We start from the raw sequence: 16017 nt of genomic DNA, 5'->3' as shown, positions 1-16017 counted from the left end.
CTTCTCCAGCACGACGTTGCGCCCCTTGGGACCAAGGGTCACCTTCACGGCGTCGGCGAGCTGGTTCATGCCGCGCTCGAGACCGCGCCGGGCGTTCTCGTCAAACGCGATCATCTTTGACGTCATTCCGCACTCCTGACTAGGGGGAGGGTCGATCCACGAGTCGGCGGCGCCGTCCGGCTCGCAGGCACTCTACATAAAATTTGCGTGTCACGCACATGATGCGCGGCACGCAATCTCGCGGTATCGTATCCGCATGACCGACGAGACCGCAGACCTACGGACCCGCAACAGCCAGGCCACCCGGGAGGCGATCGGCCACGCCGCGCTCCGGCTGGCCATCGAGCAGGGGCCCAACGGGCTGGCCCTGGTCCGTGTGCACGACATCGCCACGGCCGCCGGGGTCTCGCCCCGCACGTACAACAACTACTTCTCCAACAGAGGCGAGGCGATCTGCGCCTTCCAGGCCGACCAGTCCAAACGCGCGGGAAAGGCCCTGCGCGCCCGGCCGTCCGAGGAATCGCTGACCGAGGCCATCACCGCCGCCGTGATCGAGCTCTACACCGATCCGGAGCCCGACCGGGCCGGGCTGAGCATGATCATGTTGACGCCAGAGCTCGAAGGTGAGGCGCTCAAGGCGTTCTCGATGGCCGAGGCGCCGCTCGCCGAGGCGATCGCGGACCGCACCGACGCCGACGGCGACCTTTTTCCAGCCGTTACGGCTGCCGCCGTCGCGAGCGCCGTCCGAGTGGCGGGACGACGATGGCTGGAACCGGGTACCAGCGAACCTTTCGCCGACATACTCCGCCGCGCGCTGTCCCACGTCCTGCCCGACTAGGTCCTCGCCACCACCCTGCCCGTGAGGAGAACCCTGTGCTTCCCTGGTCCGCCGACCTCGTCGGTCGCATCGACCACCATGTCATCGACAGTCAGGTCCTGCGCGGCAATCCGCTGGGCGATCCGCATGAGCGGCCTTTGTGGGTGTACGTCCCGCCTGGGTACGACGACGAACCCACCAGGCGCTACCCCACGGTCTACGTCATCCAGGGCTACACCGGGCATCTCGCCATGTGGGGGAACCGGACGCCGTTCCGCCGGCCGTTCCCCGAACTGGCCGACGAGGTGTTCGCGGCCGGTCGGACGCCCCCGGCGATCGTCGTCTACGTCGACGCGTGGACGGCCTACGGCGGCAGCCAGTTCCTCGACTCCCCCGGGACCGGCCGCTACCACACCTACCTGTGCGAAGAGGTGGTGTCATGGGTGGACGCGCACTACCGGACGCTGCCAGACCGGGACATGCGGGCGATCACCGGCAAGTCGAGTGGCGGCTATGGCGCCATGGTGACCGCGATGTTGCGGCCCGACAAGTTCGGGCTGTTCGCCACGCATGCCGGTGACGCGCTGTTCGAGACCTGCTATCTGCCGGAGTTCCCGCGGGCGGCCCGGACACTGCGGGACCTTTACGACGGGTCATACGAGGCATTCCTCGCCGACTTCCGCGGGCGGATCGCCATGACCAGGCCGGACGACAACCTCCTCATCGAGATCTACGGCTGTGCCGCCGCGTACTCAGCCGACGCGGACGGCACGGTTCGGCTGCCTTTCGACAGCAATGGGGGATTGGTCCCAGAGGCCTGGGATCGGTGGCTGGCCAGAGATCCTGTCCGTATGGCCAGGCAGGAGCGTTATGCCGAGGCGCTCAGGTCGATGCGGGCAGTCTGGATCGACGCGGGCACCAGGGACGAGTGGTACCTGGATCTGGGCGCGACCGCCTTTCACCAGGCGGTTCTGGACGCGGGGGTGCCGGGCGAGCGGACGCGGTTAGAGCTGTTCGACGCCACCCACATGGCGATCGAGTACCGGTATCCGTTGGCACTCGCCTGGCTGTGCGAGCGCTTCGCCGCCTGACGGCTGCCCTGATCGGTCGTGCTCGCCGTCTCCGGTTTGGTCGAACTCGTCTGTGGTCGGTCGTGCTCGCCGTCTCTGGTCGATCGAGTTGGCCTTCGCGGGTCGGTCCTGCTCGCCGTGTCTCGCCGCCGGTCGAGCTTGTCGTCGTGGGTCGGCCCTGCTCGTCATCGTGCGGCTCCGTCACGGGCACGAGCGGGGTGTACGGCGGGGCCGTCTCGTGGTCCGGTGGTGGCCTTGACGGGGCGGAGTTGTTTGGCGGGTTCGGGGTGACAGGTGCTGTTTGGGGTGGCGAGTCGCGGGCGGGAGCTGTGGGGAGGTCGGGGATCTCGGGTGCGTGAAGTGGGCTGAGCCTTTACGGTGTCGTGGGTATGGGGGAAAGCATGATCTTAAGTCGTCTGGTCCGCGTCGCCGTACTCACGGCTCTGGCTTTGCCGGTGACGGCGGTCATCACGAGCCCGCAGGCGGCGGCTCAACAGCGCGAGCAGTCGCAGGCCAGGTCGCTGCGGATGCTGGGGCAGTTGAAGGTCGCCAAGGCGTTGTCGGCTCAGGGCTACAGTCATCGGCGGTTCCAGCCTCGGTGGGCGCACCACCGGGGGACCTGTGACGCGCGCGAGGTCGTGCTGGCGCGTGATGGGCGGGGAGTGCGGAGGAATAAGTACTGTCATCCGGTCAAGGGCACCTGGTACAGCCCTTACGACGGCAAGGTTCTGAAGAGCGAGAAGCTCGTAGACGTCGATCATGTGGTGCCGCTGGCGTACGCGTGGCGGTCCGGGGCCAAGCGATGGAGTCAGGCGAAGCGGCGTGCCTTCGCCAACGACCTCACCCGGCCTGAGCTCAAAGTCGTCAGCCATTCGATCAACATCGCCAAGGGCGGCAAGGGGCCGCAGAGCTGGCGGCCGCCGCGCCGTGGCTACTGGTGCCGGTACGCCACCTCCTGGATCACGGTGAAACACCATTACCGCCTCTTCGTCACCAAGCGGGAGAAGAAGGCGCTGATCAACATGCTCCGTACCTGTCGCTGACGGTTATTGGGGGCCCACGTGCGCACGGAAGCGTTCGTGGGCCGCCTGCTTCGTGATGCCCATGGCCTCGCCGACGTCGGCCCAGGAGGCGCCCGCCGCCTTCGCGCCGGCCACGGCCTGGTCGAGCAACGTGCGCTGCCAGCTCTCCACCTGGGCCAGCAGGGTGAGGGCGGCCAGCGGGCGTTCGGCGGCGAGGTTGACGATCTGCTCGCACAGCAGGTTCGACTTGACGACCAGCCAACTGGGTGGGGCTGCGGCCAGGTAGGGGGCGACATGGGTGTACCAGCGGCCTTCGGCGTCTTTGGCGCCTTCTGGGGTGGGAGGGAAACGTCGACGGTCGGCCCAGCCGCAGGAGCAGGCGGCTTGGTAGCCGATGAAGGCTCGGGTGAAGGCACTGGAGGAACGGGCCAGCTCCCCGTCGGGGAGGACGGGTGCGGCGAAACCTTCGTGGGTTGGGATATCGGAGAGCTTCAACGTCATGTCGTCAGGCTATCTTGACGGACACATACGCGTGAACCCGTCAGGATATCTTGACTGCCGTGCCCATTGAGGCCAGCATCCTGCCTCCGCGAGCCGTATCCGGACGGGGGACGCGGGTGCGGCGTGCCCTCGTGGGTGTCGGGGGCGGGCGGAGTGAGTGTGCCGATGTGCCGGGTGGGGTGCCGGGTGAGCGCGCCGGTGTGGGTGCGCTGGTCGGGGCGCCAGGTGGGGATGTCGGGTGAGCGCGCCAGCGGGTCGGGCGGGACCGCGCAAGCCGAGCGGGGCGCGGCCGATGCAGGTACGGGCACTGCGGACGCGTCAGGCACGGCAGGCACGGGGCGATGGTTGGGCAGAGCATCGGCGGTTGGGCCGGGGCATTGATGGGTTGGGCGGAGTGGTGGTCGGGCGGGCTAGGTGCGCAGGGGCGGAGCTTGGTGTGTAGGGGCGGAGCTTGGCGTGAGGGCTGTGGTCGGGCGGGACGCGGTCAGGGGTAAGCGCCAGCACTGCAGACGCGGCACGTGTGGAGCGAGGTTAGGCCGGGGTCTTGGGGTGGGCGGGGGTCTTGGGGTGAGCGGGGGTCTTGGGGTGAGCGGGGGTCTTGGGGTGAGCGGGGGTCTTGCGGGGTGGGCGGGGGTCTTGCGGGGTGGGCGGGGCGGTGGTCGGGTGGGTGTGATGCGCGTTGGGTGGGCAGTTGGGGTCGTGGGTCTGGGGTGGTGGGGCTGGTTAGGTTGGGGTGTGGGTTTTTACCTGCACGTTGCCGAAGGTGGCTGTGGCTTGGATTTCCACGGTTTCCTCGGGGGGTGGCCAGGTTTGCAGGTGGTTGTGCATGGTGCCGTAGGTGGAGGCGAGGCTTAGGTGGGCGGCGCTGCCTCTTTTGACGCCTACCTGGATGTTGCCGGAGGCGGTCAGGGTGATCTGGCCGCGGGCTACTTCGCCTACCTCTATGTCGCCGTATTTGGTGGTGATTTCGGCGTCGGCGTGGGCTCGGGCCACCACTACTCGGCCGTGGGTGGTGGTGATGTGTAGGTTGCCGGATGTTTCGCCTAGGCAAAGGTCGCCGGATGCGATCTTTATGGTGGCTGGGCCTTCTGTTACGGCGACGCATACGTCTCCGGAGCCGGATTCCAGGTCTAGTGCCGCTGTCTGGTCCAGGTGGATGTTTCCGTGGGTGCTGCGGATCTTGGTCTCGCTTAGGCGGCCGTGGGTGCGTAGTTCGCCTGTCGAGAGGTGCACGTCGAGGCTGGAGCCTTCCGGGAGTTGGATCTTCACTTCGACTGCGCCCGAGCGCCATCCACGTGGGGTGGTCAGCTTCAGGTGGCCTTCCTGGTAGTCGATCTCGGTCAGGCCGGCTGCGGTGGCGTCGGCGTCGCTTGCGGGGTCTAGAGGGTTCACGCCTACCCAGGTGTCTGCTCGGCGTTCTGCCTCTATGCGGATGGTTCCTGCGGCTACGTCGACCACTGCGTGGATGGGTTTTGGGGTGTCGAAAGGAGGATTCACACTGTGCACCTTATGCGAACGGTGTTCGCTGGTGCAATCACTACAAGCTGGTGCAATCACTACAATGGGCGCGAACTGGGAGCGAGCATGCGTGAAACTAGTCCCTCGGTGTGGACCCGTCCCCCCAAGAAGCCGCCGGTGCTCACGCGGGAGCTGATCGTCGCCACTGCGGTACGCGTGCTGGATGGCGAAGGGCTGGAGGCGCTCAGCATGCGGCGTCTCGGCGCCGAGCTGGGTACTGCCGCCACCGCCTTCTATCGGCATGTGGCCAGCAAGGATGAGCTGATCGAGCTGGTCGTGGACGAGGTCTATGGCGAGGTCGTGGTCGTTGAGAACGGGGATCCGGCTGACTGGCGTACACCGGCCGAGGCGTGTGCTCGTAGCCTGCGGGCGGCGATCTTGCGGCATCCCTGGTCGGTGCAGCTTTTTGGGGCTGCTGGGTTGTCGTATCTCGGGCCCAACACCATGGACAGGACCGATCGGATGCTTGGGATTCTCGAGGCGGCCGGGTTTCCCTTGTTCGCGGCCAATCAGGCCATGGCTGCTATCGGGTCCTTTGTGGTCGGCGTCACGACCAATGAGGCGGCTGCGTTGTCGTTGATGGCGCGTAACGGGCTGAGCATGGAGGAGTGGGTCGCGTCCACGCTGCCGGTCGCGGCTCAGGCTGCGGAGCCGTATCCGAGGTTGCGTCGGCTTTATGCGGCTCAGCTTGCTCGCGGCATCAACCTCGACGCTGTGCGTGAGGACCAGTTCTCCTTTGGCCTTCGCCACCTGCTCGACAGCCTGGAGTCGGAGCGGACCTCTGGTTAACGCCCGCGGGTGGACTTCGGGACAGGAGCCAGGGGTTGGAGTGGACGTCCGTCCCGACGCCCGCGTCCGGGTGGGCGCGCAAAAGGGGCGGTGTTGGGGGTCGGGTGGGCGCGCAAAAGGGGCGGTGTTGGGGTTCGGGTGAACGTGCATAGGGGGCGGTCTCGAGCCCGGTAGACGCGCGTAAGAGGTGCCGTGCTCGGGTCCGGATGGACGCGCACGGGCTTGGGGGGCGGGTAGGTGCGCGCAGAAGGCATGGGTGGGTTTGGTGGCGAGACGGTTTTGAGGCGGCGGGGGCTGTCGGATCTGGGGTGGTGCCATTATGGTGTCTATGTGACGCCATGAAGGGGGTCGTTATGCCGCTGTTCGAGGCCGAGCGTGAGCTGGCCGTTCAAAGGCTTCAGCATGCCTACGCCGACGGTTATCTCGACTCCGCCGAGATGGAGGTGCGGCTGGAGCAGGCGCTTACCGCTCGTTCCCCCGGCAACCTGGCCACCGCACTGGCGGAACTGCCTGATGAGCGGGTGGAGCTGGTCTCCACCGGGGGGCAGATCAGGCGGTCGGGAGGCTGGCGGGTTCCTCGGTCGTTGCGGGTGGTCGGCGAGTACGGCGGGGCCAAGCTCGACCTGTCCAGCGCCGACATCCGGTACCCGGCACTGGAGATCGAGCTCCGCCTGGCCTACGGCTCAGCCCACCTCATCCTGCCCCTCCGGGCCAGCGTGGACTACGACCGGGTCCGCTTCACCTGGGGCAGCGCCTCCCACCGCCCACCCCGCAACGCGGGCCCGAGCACCCTTCACGTCCAGGTGAGCGGCGAACTGGGCTACGGCGGCCTCAAGATCCGCCACCGGTAGGCTCAGCCGGCTTCTCCGGAGCCTCGGGCACGCTGGCCGCGCACGGCCAGGATGATGTCCACGATCGTGGCCACGGCCACGACGCCGGCCACGACGGCCAGCAGCGGGATGTCCGCCAGCAGGCCGACCACGCCGACCGCGATGGCGAAGAACAGGATGAACGAGCCCACCCTGACGTGCACCACGTCACGCGGGGTCGCACTGGCCATCGGCTTGCCCTCGGGCGAACGCTCGGGCGGACGGTAGTCCTCGTTGTGTGTCATGTTCATCAACTCGTCACTGCACTCATGAGGTCCCCAACCGGGGCATCCGGCAGGGCTCGGGCGACGTCGGCCAGCGCGACGATGCCGACCAGGCGGTGGCCGTCGATGACCGGCAGCCTCCTGACCTTGTAAGCGACCATCGTGCGCAGGATCTCCTTGGCGTCGTCGTCGGCACCGATCGTGACCGGCTTGCCCTGGGCGAGTTCGCCCGTGCGGCAGAAGTCGGGGTCCTTGCCGATCGCCAGGACCTTCACCACGATGTCCCGGTCGGTCAGCATCCCCCGAAGCCGGTCGTCCGATCCGCAGATCGGCAGGGCGCCGACGTCGAGACTGGCCATCTTCTCGGCGGCCTCGGACACACTCGCGTCGGCGGCGATGCACTCCGCCTCAGGTGTCATGATCTCTCGTGCCGTCGGCATGTTCCTCCTTGTAAGAATCGAAGTAGGGATCGAAGTAGGGACCGAAGTAGCCAGGGATCGAAGTAGGGTCGAGAGCTAGAAGTAGGGCCTCACCGACCCGATCTCACCCCCCAGCGACGTAGCGGGCCTCAAATATGGGGCCTCACCTGCTCCGGCCTCACCTACCCTCCCACTAGCTCTCCACACCGGTAGTCGCATGCCCCGCCCCCACGGGCTTGGATTCAGGCGACCCACGTTGCCGCAGGTAAACGGCCAGCACGATCATCGACAGCACCGCCAGGAACTCCGACTGCCAGTTCTGCAGCGTCCGGTTCCAGAAGTCGGCCGACAGCACGTAGTCCCCCCACCCCACCGGATCCTGAAACTGGGAAAGCCGCTGGTTGTTGTACGCCGCCGTCCCAGCCACCGACTGCGCGAACCAGGAGGCGAAAAAGATCAGCCCCATCACCCACCCAAGCGAGTTGGAATAGAGCCCCCGCCGCAATCCACCCGCCCTGGCCCAGGCAGGACTGTCCGGCCGGGCGAACGGCCCGACCCGCTGCTCCCGGTCACTCTGACCCCCCTCTTCCCCAGGCGGCTTGGACTCAGGCGACCCACGCTGCACAAGCCAGACCGTGACCATGATGAACAGCAGAAACTGCAGGTACTCCGACTGCCAGTTCTCCGCCACGTCCACGGCGAAGTCGCTGCTGGTGACGTAGTCCGCCCACGCCACCGGCTGCCCGCCCTCGGCGAGCTGCCTGGCGTTGTAGTCGGCGGTCCCGGCGAACGACTGCCCCACGAGCGCGGCGGCGAAGGCCAGCAGGAAGAACAGGCTCAGCGCGTTGTCCCTGACGAAGCCCCTCATCGGCCCAGCACCCCCAGCGTGATCATGTAGGCCAGGCCCACGACGACGATGGCGAGCGTGGTGACGAACATGACCCGCATCGGCTCACCCCCCGATCTCACACCGGTACGGCAGGCCCGGCCGCCCCTCGCACCCGGCGGCGCTGACCCGCCACCCGGCGGCGAACCGGTGCAGGAAGACGGTGTCGGCGGCCAGCCGTACCTGGGCCTCGTCACCGTAGACGCGCGGGCCGCCGAGCGGCGCGCCCCCGCGCAGGTCCAGCTCCAGGACGGCCCGCGGACAGTCCTCCAGGTCCTCTTCCGCGCGCGGCGACAGCAGGGCGCAGGCCCGCGCGCCGTCCCCGGCCGCGACGGCGGTGTAGAAGCCCGCCGCGGCCTGGCTCACCGGGCCGTCCTGCTGCGCGGAGCAGGCGGTGACCACCAGCGCCACCAGCAGCAACGGCAATGTCCTCATGACTAGTGCAGTACCCGCCAGCCCAGATAAAAGGCCGCGGCGGCCCCGATCGCGACGGCGCCGCGGTGGCGGGCCAGCCAGACTTGCAGGCTGCGGCGGTGGCTGCGCTGGTCGAAACGGCCGTGGGCGCCGTAGGAATGTTCCTCGTCGGCGGGTTTCCACAGGTTGTGGACGCCGGTGGGCGCCTCGCCCTCGATCTGCTGCGACTTGACGCCGGTGCGGGCCAGGTAGCGGTCCAGCGCTCCGGCGCCGAACTTCTGCGCCAGGATCGTGGCGGCGGTGGTGGCGCCGACCCAGTACTCGCGGCGGCGCGGGTGCTCGGCGGCGTAGACCATGGCCTGGGCGGCGACCTCGGGCTGGTAGATCGGCGGCATCGGCTGCGGGTGGCGGCCCAGTTTGGCCAGCACCCAGTCGAACTGCGGGGTGTTGAGCGCGGGCAACTGCACCATCGTGAGCTGGATGTCGCTCTTCTCGTGCAGCAGTTCGGTGCGGACGGACTCGGTGAAGCCCTTGATGGCGTGCTTTGCCCCGCAGTAGGCGGACTGCAGGGGGATGGCCCGGTAGGTGAGCGCCGATCCGGCCTGGACGATGACGCCGCGGCCGCGGGGGCGCATGAGGTCGAGCGCCACGCGGGTGCCCCAGACGTAGCCGAGATAGGTGACGTGGGTGGCCCGCTCGTACTCCTCCGGCTCGATGTCCCAGAACCTGGCGAACACCGAGGAGAAGGCGACGTTCATCCACACCTCGATCGGGCCCAGGTCGGCCTCGATGCGTTCGGCGGCCTGCCGTACCTGGTGGTAGTCGGCGACGTCGGCCTCGTAGACGAGGCCCTCGCCGCCCGCCACGCCGACCTCCACCGACGCCTCGGCCAGGCCCGCCGTGCCGCGCGCGATCAGCGCCACGGTGGCGCCACGCGCGCCCAGCTCGCGCACCACGGCGCGGCCGACGCCGCCGCTGGCGCCGGTGACGACGACCACCTTTCCTCGCCAATCCATGAAGCCTCCCAGAAGACAGGACGAGGGCAGGCCGCACAGGCGGCCTGCCCTCGGGGCGTTCGCATTACAGAGGGCCGGGACCGTACGGGGGGAACTTCCCGTAATAGGTACCTATCTGGTCCCGGTACATGGACTCCTTGTAGTTCGACGCGTCGAACTCGGGAGCGTCCTTGATCTCCTGCTTGGTGCGGGAGACGTAAACCCTCTGCTCCTGCGGATCCACCCTGGTGACGACGCTGGCCGGAAGCATGACCTTCTTGCCGAAGATCCACGGGCCGGTGTCGACGACGATGTAGCTCTCGCCGACCTCGTAACTCGCCTCGTCGACCGAACCGATCTTGCCGTCGGTCGCCTCAACGGTGTATCCGGCGAGATCCATGGTGCCGCCGGTTCCGTGTACGTCGTCTCGGTACGCCCACAGGTTCGGGTCAGGCTGCATGACTGCTCCTTTCCTTTGGTTGCGGACGTCCATCGGGCTACCCGGCAGCGGGCGCTTAAACGGAAAGCGTCACAGTCCGCGGCTCGGCGAGCGCGTCGAAGACGAGGACATGCCTGTTCCAGACCACGGTCAGGCCGGTCGGTTCGCGGCGCGGATCGTCGACCGTGAGCGTGGCGGTGCCGTCACCCTTCTCCCTCACCAGGACCGCGCAGGGGGCGGAGGCGGTCAGCGGGCCGGCGGTGCCGGGCTGCCAGAAGTTCGCGGCGGTCAGACCCAGCGAGGGTACGGCCACGGCCTGCTGCGCGGTCGTGTTCGCCAGCACGTGCAGCCAGGTCGAGGCGGCGGCACGGGCCCGCGTGGCCCGCTCGCTCGCGCCGGGCAGCAGGGCGTAGGCGTATCCGGCGTCGACGGGGTCGGTGCCGTGGTCCAGCCAGAGCGTCACGTACCGCGCGTCGCGCCCGATCCGCGGCTGCGCGCCGTCGAGGACGACATAACCGCCGTGACCGTCCAGGTGGAACCAGCCCGCCCGCCGGTCGACGGCCAAGGCGGCGCCGGTCCTGCGGTTGTCCACGACGGTCTCGACGGGCACGCCGTCGCGGCAGGCGATCCCCGCGCCCAGGCAGACCACGGCGTCGTCGAGGAAGAACCAGGACTTGAACGCCTCCAGTGAGCTTTCCAGGCCGGACAGGTGGTGGCCGACGGTGGCGTACGTGCCGTCGGTGGCGCCGCCGACCCAGCGCCACGGGGTGAGGGTCTGGCCCCACGCGGGCCCGGCGCCGTCGGGAAGGCGGCGGGTGGAGACCGTGGTGCCGGGCAGCCGGTAGGGGTCGACGCTCTGCCAGAAGCCGTCGGCGTACTGGTCGGGGTGGTCAGGGGTCCACCAGTAGAGCATGCCCGCGCCGGTGTGCCAGCCGCGCAGGTTCTCGCCGTTGCCGTGCTCGTAGTGGCCGATCAGGTGCGAGCTCATGCTGAGCGCCGCGCACCAGCCCTCCGCCCGGTGGACGGCGCGGGCGCTGGAGGGCATCAGCACGTGCCCGGTCGGCTCGGGGATCGCGGTGACCCGGTCGTCGTCGAGCAGGCCCCAGCCCTTGACCAGGCCGCGCCAGCGGGCGCGCTCGGCGGCTCCGGCGCTCTCGCCGAGCAGCAGCACGGCCTCGGCGATCTCGCGGGCCCTGCGCCGGGCGCCGTCCGCGTGCCTGCCGACGCTTCTGCCGCGGACCAGGTCCATGCACCGGCCCTGGTGGATGAAGGGGGCGAAGGACCGCTCGACGCTGTCGTGGACGACCTGCCGCTCGGCCACCTCCCAAGGGGTGCCGCGCAGCACGGCGAAGAGCCTGGCCAGGCCCGTGAGCAGCACCGCGCCGTAACCGCCCGGGTAGGGGACCCAGGAGTGCTGGATGAACGAGCCGTCGCGGTGGAAGCCGTCGCCCTCGGTGACGTAGCGCAGGACCGGCGCGAGCCCGGCGACCGCTCTGGCCGCCCGCTCGCGGTCGGCGCCGAGCACGGCGCGCAGCAGCAGCACCGTGCACAGGTCCACGCGGTTGGCGCCGGTGCTGGTGCCGTCGTAGTCGTCGAGCACGCTCTCGGGCACGAAGTGGTCGACCGCCTCCAGAAGCAGCGAGCCCCGATAACCGGTACGCACCGCGCTGTCGAGCAGCCGCTTGGGCACGCCGATCTGCCAGCGCCACCAGTTACCTTCCGGGTCGGCGCCGGGCGCGTAGGACCGCCGGACATATCCGTCGATGTCGTTGACCACCGGGCCGCTGACCACCTCCCGCCATCGCCGCCCGATCAGCTCGAACGGGTCGTCCGCCGGTAGCAGCGCGGCGGCGCCGAGCAGGAGCAACGCGCGTCTGGACAGCACCTGGTCACTCCGGGAAGGTCGCGGTCACGACCCAGCGTCCGCCGTCGCGGCCATACGTCAGGGCGCCGCCGTACTCCTGAAGATCGGCGGCAAGGCTGCGCAGGCCGTAACCGCCGCTCCCGGGCCATCCGCGCACGGGGGTGCTGACGATCGTCAGCACCCGGCCCTCGACGTGGAACTCCACCCGCGCGCCCGGCCCGCCGTGCCGCAGCGCGTTGGTCGCCGCCTCGCCCACCAGCCGGTGGAAGACGTCCAGGAGCGGCGGTGGAAGATCCATCGACGGTACGGCCGGCGGCACGTCCAGCCCCGCCGCCCGCAACCGCCCCAGGTGCGCGGGCAACCCGGTCACCGCCCGCGAGCTCCCCCGCCGGTCGAGATCGGCGATCGCCTCCCGGACCTCGGCCAGCGCGGTACGCCCGGCCGACAGCACGCGGTCCACCCGCTCGCGCTCGGGCGGCGCGAAGGCGGTCGTGTGCCGCAGCGCCTCGGTCTGCACGAGCATCACCGTGACGGTCCCCGCCAGCGAGTCGTGCAGGCGTCTGGCCAGCCGTTCACGCTCGGCCGACTCCTCGCGCAGCCGCGCGTGCTCGGCGGCGGTGGCGGCGAGGGCGGCCCGCTCCCGCGCGTGCTGCCCGCGCTCGACCCCGGTCACCCACACGACGGTGAACGACACGAGGCTGATCAGCCCGCCCTCGGCCAGGCCGCGCAGGGTGGCGTCGGAGACCGACAGCGCCAGCGCCGCTCCAGCGCACAGCCAGATCCGCACGCTCCGGCTGGAGCTCCCGGCGGCGGCGTGCAGGGCGAGCATGGCGGGAAGGTAGCCCACCACCCGCCACATCCCGAGCCGCAGGTGCACGAGCGTGGCCAGCGCGACCACGACGAGCACGAGCGCGGGGTGCCTGCGCCGCCAGGCCAGCGGCAGGATCTGCGCCAGCCCGAGCGGCGCGGAGACCGCGGCGCCGCTGATCACGAAGAGTCCGGCCAGGAGCGCGGCGAGCGAGAGTTCGAGCCACAGCCTGGCATCTCGTAGCATCGGCCGCGTGATCAGGCTCGCCATCGTCGATGACCAGGCGCTCGTCAGGGAGGGCATGTCCCTCATTCTCGGGGCACAACCGGACATCGAGGTGGTCGCGGCCCTGGAAGACGGGCAGGAACTTCTCGCCTTCCTCGCCAGGGGCACGGCGGAGGTGATCCTCCTGGACCTGTACCTGCCGGGCATGGACGGGATCACGCTGTTGCGCGAGCACCTGCCCAGGCCGCTGCCGCGCGTGCTGATGCTCACCACGGTCGGCAGGGCGGCGGAGATCCAGCGGGCCCTGGCCGCGGGGGCCGACGGCTTCGTGCTCAAGGACGCCACCGGCGAGGAACTGGCCGCCGCGGTCAGGGGCGCGCACGCCGGGGTCACCGCGCTGAGCGCCTCGGCGGGCCGGCTGCTGTCGCGGGTGCGACCGCCCGGCCTGGAGGCGCTGACCCCGAGGGAGCGGCAGGTCCTGGACCTCGTGGCCGAGGGCCTGTCCAACCAGGGCATCGCCGGCGCGCTGGGCCTGGCGGAGCGCACGGTCAAGGCGCACGTCAGCAACGTGCTGGCCAAGCTCGGCGTCACCAGCCGCACCCAGGCCGCGCGCTTCGTACCAAGGGACTAGTCCCTTCGCCGGTTGTGGCCCGCGGCGGCCGGGCGCGATCGTCGTGCGGTGTCGAACCGCCGCATCGCCCTCGTCGTGCTCCTGGCCCTGGTCGCGCTCGTCTACGCGGGCAACCGCTCGTGGAGCGCCCCGGACCGGCCGCCGCTGCTGCTGGCCCACCGCGGGATGGCGCAGACGTTCGGGTTCGACGGCCTGACCGGCGACACCTGTACGGCCGAGCGCATCCACCCCCCGGAGCACCGCTACCTGGAGAACACCCTGGCCTCGATCCGCGCCGCCTTCTCCGCCGGGGCGGACATGGTCGAGTTCGACGTCCAGGTGACGAAGGACGACAGGATCGCCGTCTTCCACGACCACCTCCTGGAGTGCCGCACCGACGGCACGGGCAGGGTTCGCGACCACACGCTGGCCGAGCTGCGCCGCCTGGACGTCGGCCACGGTTACACGGCCGACGGCGGCCGTACCTTCCCCTTCCGCGGCAAGGGCGTCGGCCTCATGCCCTCGCTGGAGGAGGTCCTGGCCGCCTTCCCCGAAAGGGAACTGCTGCTGCACATCAAGAGCGACGACCCGGCCGACGGCGAGAAGGTGGCCGCCGCCCTGACCCCCGAGCGGCGGGCGGAGGTCACCGTCTACGGCGGCGACGCCGCGGTCGCCGCCTACGCCGCCAGGGCGCCCGGCGCCAGGGTCGCCTCCCGGGCCGTCATGGAGCGCTGCGGCCTGCGTTACCTCGCGACCGGCTGGACCGGGCTGGTCCCCGCGGCCTGCGAGAACATCCAGTTGCACCTCCCGGAGAGCTACGCCCGGTGGCTGTGGGGCTGGCCGCACAAGTTCGTCGAGCGGATGCGCGCCCACGGCACCCGCGTCGTCCTGGTGGCGGGCGACGGCGGCTGGTCCGAAGGCTTCGACACCCCCGCCGACCTGGAACGCCTCCCTCCGGACTACGCGGGAGCGGTGTGGACGAACCGGATAGACGTGGTGGCCCCGCGACTGCGCTGAAGCCGCTCCGCCAGGCAGCTAGAGCTGCTCCTCCAGGAAGGCGGTGAGCGGCGCGACGTGCCTGACCGGGTCGCGCCAGCGCGCCTGGAGGTCCTCCAGCAGGTGTTTCTCGGCCACCAGCGCGCCGCCGCGCCACCGCCGCACGACCGGGTGCAGGAAGGCGCTCTCCTCGGCCCGGTCCGGCTCGGGGTGCCGCTGGATGGCGAACACGTCCGGCTGGTCGCGCGGCCCCCAGCGCAGCGTCAGCGTGAGCAGATCGTGGAAGCGTCCGGCGGCGTAGTCCTCCGGCAGGTCCTCGTAGTGCTCGATCCGGCCGTCCTCGATCACGTACGCGTCGCAGAGGTACTCGAACTGCGTCCACAGCGCCGAGCTCCAGTTCGCCCGGTCCAGCATGGACGCGCACAGCCCGCTCGCGTCCACCGGAGCCGGCCGGTGCTCAAGCGGTGCCCCATCGAAGCGCTCGGCCAGCAGCCGGTCCAGCGTGCGCAGGTTGTAGCGGAAGCCGTCGATGAACGCCGAGGAGGCGTGCTTGACGTCGCGCCCCTGCATCAGCGTCCCGGCGAAGTACAGCCCGTCGACGTTGGCCGACTGGAAGTCCGGCCGGATGGCCGGGATCCGCCCGTTCTCGTGCAGGTACGGCACGCTGCCCCCGCCGAACACGCCCTTGTCCATGGTGAACCCGGTGCACCGCAGGACCGCGTCGTAGTCGAGCAGCGCCCGCTCCCCGTCGGCCAGCGTGTAGGTGATGGCGACCTTCAAGACGCCGTCCTCCCGCCAGATCCGGTCGATGTCACACTCCAGGACCGCGTGCAGGGTCTTGAACCAGTAGCTGTCGAGGAAGGCGCCGTACTGCCCGCGCACGTCGCCGGGGTGCTTGCTGCGCCAGGCCAGCCGTAAGGGGTGGGGGCTGGCCAGGTGGACGATGTCGGCGTGCGGCAGCAGCGCCTGCGCGGTCTCGAACGCCGAGTTGCCCTTGCCGATGACCAGCACCCGCTGCCCGGCGAAGCGCGTGCCGTCGGTCTCCATGTCCTCGTAACCGACCGCGTGCTCGATCCCCGGAATGTCCGGCACGTACGGCCCGCCCCATCCGGTGGCCACCACGACGCACTCGGCCCGGTAGACCTCCTCCCCGGCCCGCACCACGAAGCCGCCCTCCTCGCGCGTGATCTCCGTGACCGGCGTGGAGTAGCGCACGTTGAGCGCGTGCTTGGCGGCGAAGTCGGCGAGGTAGCGCGTCAGGTCGTCGGCGGAGGGCAGGTACTCCGACGAGTAGGCGGGAAACAGCAGGTCGGGCGCGTCGTTGAGCAGCGAGTTCCAGTCCCAGCGCAGCCGGATCTCCGGGTCGTCGTCGCCCACGTGGACCTTGTTGAGCGAGATGAGCCTGCGGTGGCGGGGATAGTGCCGGAAGAAGGCCCCGGGTCCCGCCTCCCGCTCCAGCGTCACGTAGTCCGCGCCGCGGCGGTGCAGGAAGTAGCTGAGCTGGAGTCCGCCAGGTCCGGCGCCGACGACGAGGTAGCGGTAGGTCTGCAC

18 protein-coding genes are annotated in these 16017 nt (G+C 69.9%); 7 read left to right on the top strand and 11 right to left on the bottom strand.

Annotated features, from left to right (window positions below):
• Positions 1-256: 256 nt before the first annotated feature.
• From ACIBEJ_RS40760 to ACIBEJ_RS40750, 3 genes are all read left to right on the top strand, one after another.
• Positions 257-838: a TetR/AcrR family transcriptional regulator gene (locus ACIBEJ_RS40760; protein ID WP_397188303.1), complete on the top strand. Its 582-nt coding sequence runs from the start codon at positions 257-259 to the stop codon at positions 836-838.
• A gap of 35 nt (positions 839-873) precedes the next feature.
• Positions 874-1908, top strand: coding sequence for an alpha/beta hydrolase (locus tag ACIBEJ_RS40755; RefSeq protein WP_397188302.1), 1035 nt, complete (start codon positions 874-876; stop codon positions 1906-1908).
• 368 nt (positions 1909-2276) lie between these two features.
• Positions 2277-2930, top strand: coding sequence for an HNH endonuclease family protein (locus ACIBEJ_RS40750; RefSeq protein WP_397188301.1), 654 nt, complete (start codon positions 2277-2279; stop codon positions 2928-2930).
• Positions 2931-2933: 3 nt separating this feature from the next.
• Here the strand turns inward: ACIBEJ_RS40750 and ACIBEJ_RS40745 are convergent, their stop codons facing one another.
• Both ACIBEJ_RS40745 and ACIBEJ_RS40740 read right to left on the bottom strand, forming a co-directional pair.
• Positions 2934-3410, bottom strand: a complete 477-nt coding sequence (locus ACIBEJ_RS40745; RefSeq protein WP_397188300.1) for a hypothetical protein — start codon at positions 3408-3410, stop codon at positions 2934-2936.
• A gap of 723 nt (positions 3411-4133) precedes the next feature.
• Positions 4134-4907, bottom strand: coding sequence for a DUF4097 family beta strand repeat-containing protein (locus ACIBEJ_RS40740; protein WP_397188299.1), 774 nt, complete (start codon positions 4905-4907; stop codon positions 4134-4136).
• 138 nt (positions 4908-5045) lie between these two features.
• Here ACIBEJ_RS40740 and ACIBEJ_RS40735 point away from each other — a divergent pair, with 138 nt between their 5' ends.
• Both ACIBEJ_RS40735 and ACIBEJ_RS40730 read left to right on the top strand, forming a co-directional pair.
• Complete coding sequence (locus tag ACIBEJ_RS40735) at positions 5046-5717, top strand: TetR/AcrR family transcriptional regulator (RefSeq protein ID WP_397188298.1); 672 nt, start codon at positions 5046-5048, stop codon at positions 5715-5717.
• Between the two features lie 338 nt (positions 5718-6055).
• The gene (locus tag ACIBEJ_RS40730) at positions 6056-6568 is read left to right on the top strand and encodes a DUF1707 domain-containing protein (RefSeq protein ID WP_397188297.1); all 513 of its coding nucleotides are present in this window, start codon (positions 6056-6058) and stop codon (positions 6566-6568) included.
• A gap of 2 nt (positions 6569-6570) precedes the next feature.
• On the opposite strand, the gene ACIBEJ_RS40725 is transcribed toward ACIBEJ_RS40730, so the two are convergent.
• The 8 genes from ACIBEJ_RS40725 to ACIBEJ_RS40690 form a co-directional block, all read right to left on the bottom strand.
• Positions 6571-6831 carry a hypothetical protein gene (locus tag ACIBEJ_RS40725; RefSeq protein WP_397188296.1) on the bottom strand — a complete coding sequence of 87 codons (261 nt, stop codon included), beginning with the start codon at positions 6829-6831 and terminating at the stop codon, positions 6571-6573.
• Positions 6832-6836: 5 nt separating this feature from the next.
• The gene (locus ACIBEJ_RS40720; RefSeq protein ID WP_397188295.1) at positions 6837-7250 is read right to left on the bottom strand and encodes a CBS domain-containing protein; all 414 of its coding nucleotides are present in this window, start codon (positions 7248-7250) and stop codon (positions 6837-6839) included.
• A 172-nt stretch (positions 7251-7422) separates the two neighbouring features.
• The gene (locus ACIBEJ_RS40715; protein ID WP_397188294.1) at positions 7423-8097 is read right to left on the bottom strand and encodes a DUF6766 family protein; all 675 of its coding nucleotides are present in this window, start codon (positions 8095-8097) and stop codon (positions 7423-7425) included.
• 84 nt (positions 8098-8181) lie between these two features.
• The gene (locus tag ACIBEJ_RS40710; protein ID WP_397188293.1) at positions 8182-8550 is read right to left on the bottom strand and encodes a hypothetical protein; all 369 of its coding nucleotides are present in this window, start codon (positions 8548-8550) and stop codon (positions 8182-8184) included.
• Positions 8551-8552: 2 nt separating this feature from the next.
• Positions 8553-9545 carry an SDR family oxidoreductase gene (locus tag ACIBEJ_RS40705; RefSeq protein ID WP_397188292.1) on the bottom strand — a complete coding sequence of 331 codons (993 nt, stop codon included), beginning with the start codon at positions 9543-9545 and terminating at the stop codon, positions 8553-8555.
• 64 nt (positions 9546-9609) lie between these two features.
• Positions 9610-9984 (bottom strand): PRC-barrel domain containing protein, encoded by a 375-nt coding sequence (locus ACIBEJ_RS40700; protein ID WP_397188291.1) that lies wholly within the window; start codon positions 9982-9984, stop codon positions 9610-9612.
• Between the two features lie 55 nt (positions 9985-10039).
• On the bottom strand, positions 10040-11848 hold the full coding sequence (locus ACIBEJ_RS40695; protein WP_397188290.1) for a polysaccharide lyase 8 family protein: 1809 nt from the start codon (positions 11846-11848) through the stop codon (positions 10040-10042).
• 4 nt (positions 11849-11852) lie between these two features.
• Positions 11853-12881: a sensor histidine kinase gene (locus ACIBEJ_RS40690; RefSeq protein WP_397188289.1), complete on the bottom strand. Its 1029-nt coding sequence runs from the start codon at positions 12879-12881 to the stop codon at positions 11853-11855.
• Between the two features lie 7 nt (positions 12882-12888).
• Between ACIBEJ_RS40690 and ACIBEJ_RS40685 the strand changes: the two genes are divergently transcribed.
• Positions 12889-13491 carry a LuxR C-terminal-related transcriptional regulator gene (locus tag ACIBEJ_RS40685; protein ID WP_397188288.1) on the top strand — a complete coding sequence of 201 codons (603 nt, stop codon included), beginning with the start codon at positions 12889-12891 and terminating at the stop codon, positions 13489-13491.
• Between the two features lie 48 nt (positions 13492-13539).
• The gene (locus ACIBEJ_RS40680) at positions 13540-14487 is read left to right on the top strand and encodes a glycerophosphodiester phosphodiesterase family protein (protein WP_397188287.1); all 948 of its coding nucleotides are present in this window, start codon (positions 13540-13542) and stop codon (positions 14485-14487) included.
• A gap of 18 nt (positions 14488-14505) precedes the next feature.
• On the opposite strand, the gene ACIBEJ_RS40675 is transcribed toward ACIBEJ_RS40680, so the two are convergent.
• The gene (locus tag ACIBEJ_RS40675) at positions 14506-16017 is read right to left on the bottom strand and encodes an NAD(P)-binding domain-containing protein (RefSeq protein WP_397188286.1); all 1512 of its coding nucleotides are present in this window, start codon (positions 16015-16017) and stop codon (positions 14506-14508) included.

Origin of the sequence: Nonomuraea sp. NPDC050790 (genome assembly GCF_044456745.1) — a bacterium.
Lineage (GTDB): Bacteria > Actinomycetota > Actinomycetes > Streptosporangiales > Streptosporangiaceae > Nonomuraea.
The sequence above is the reverse complement of the archived record's forward strand: the minus strand, read 5'-3'. Positions and strand labels throughout refer to the sequence as shown.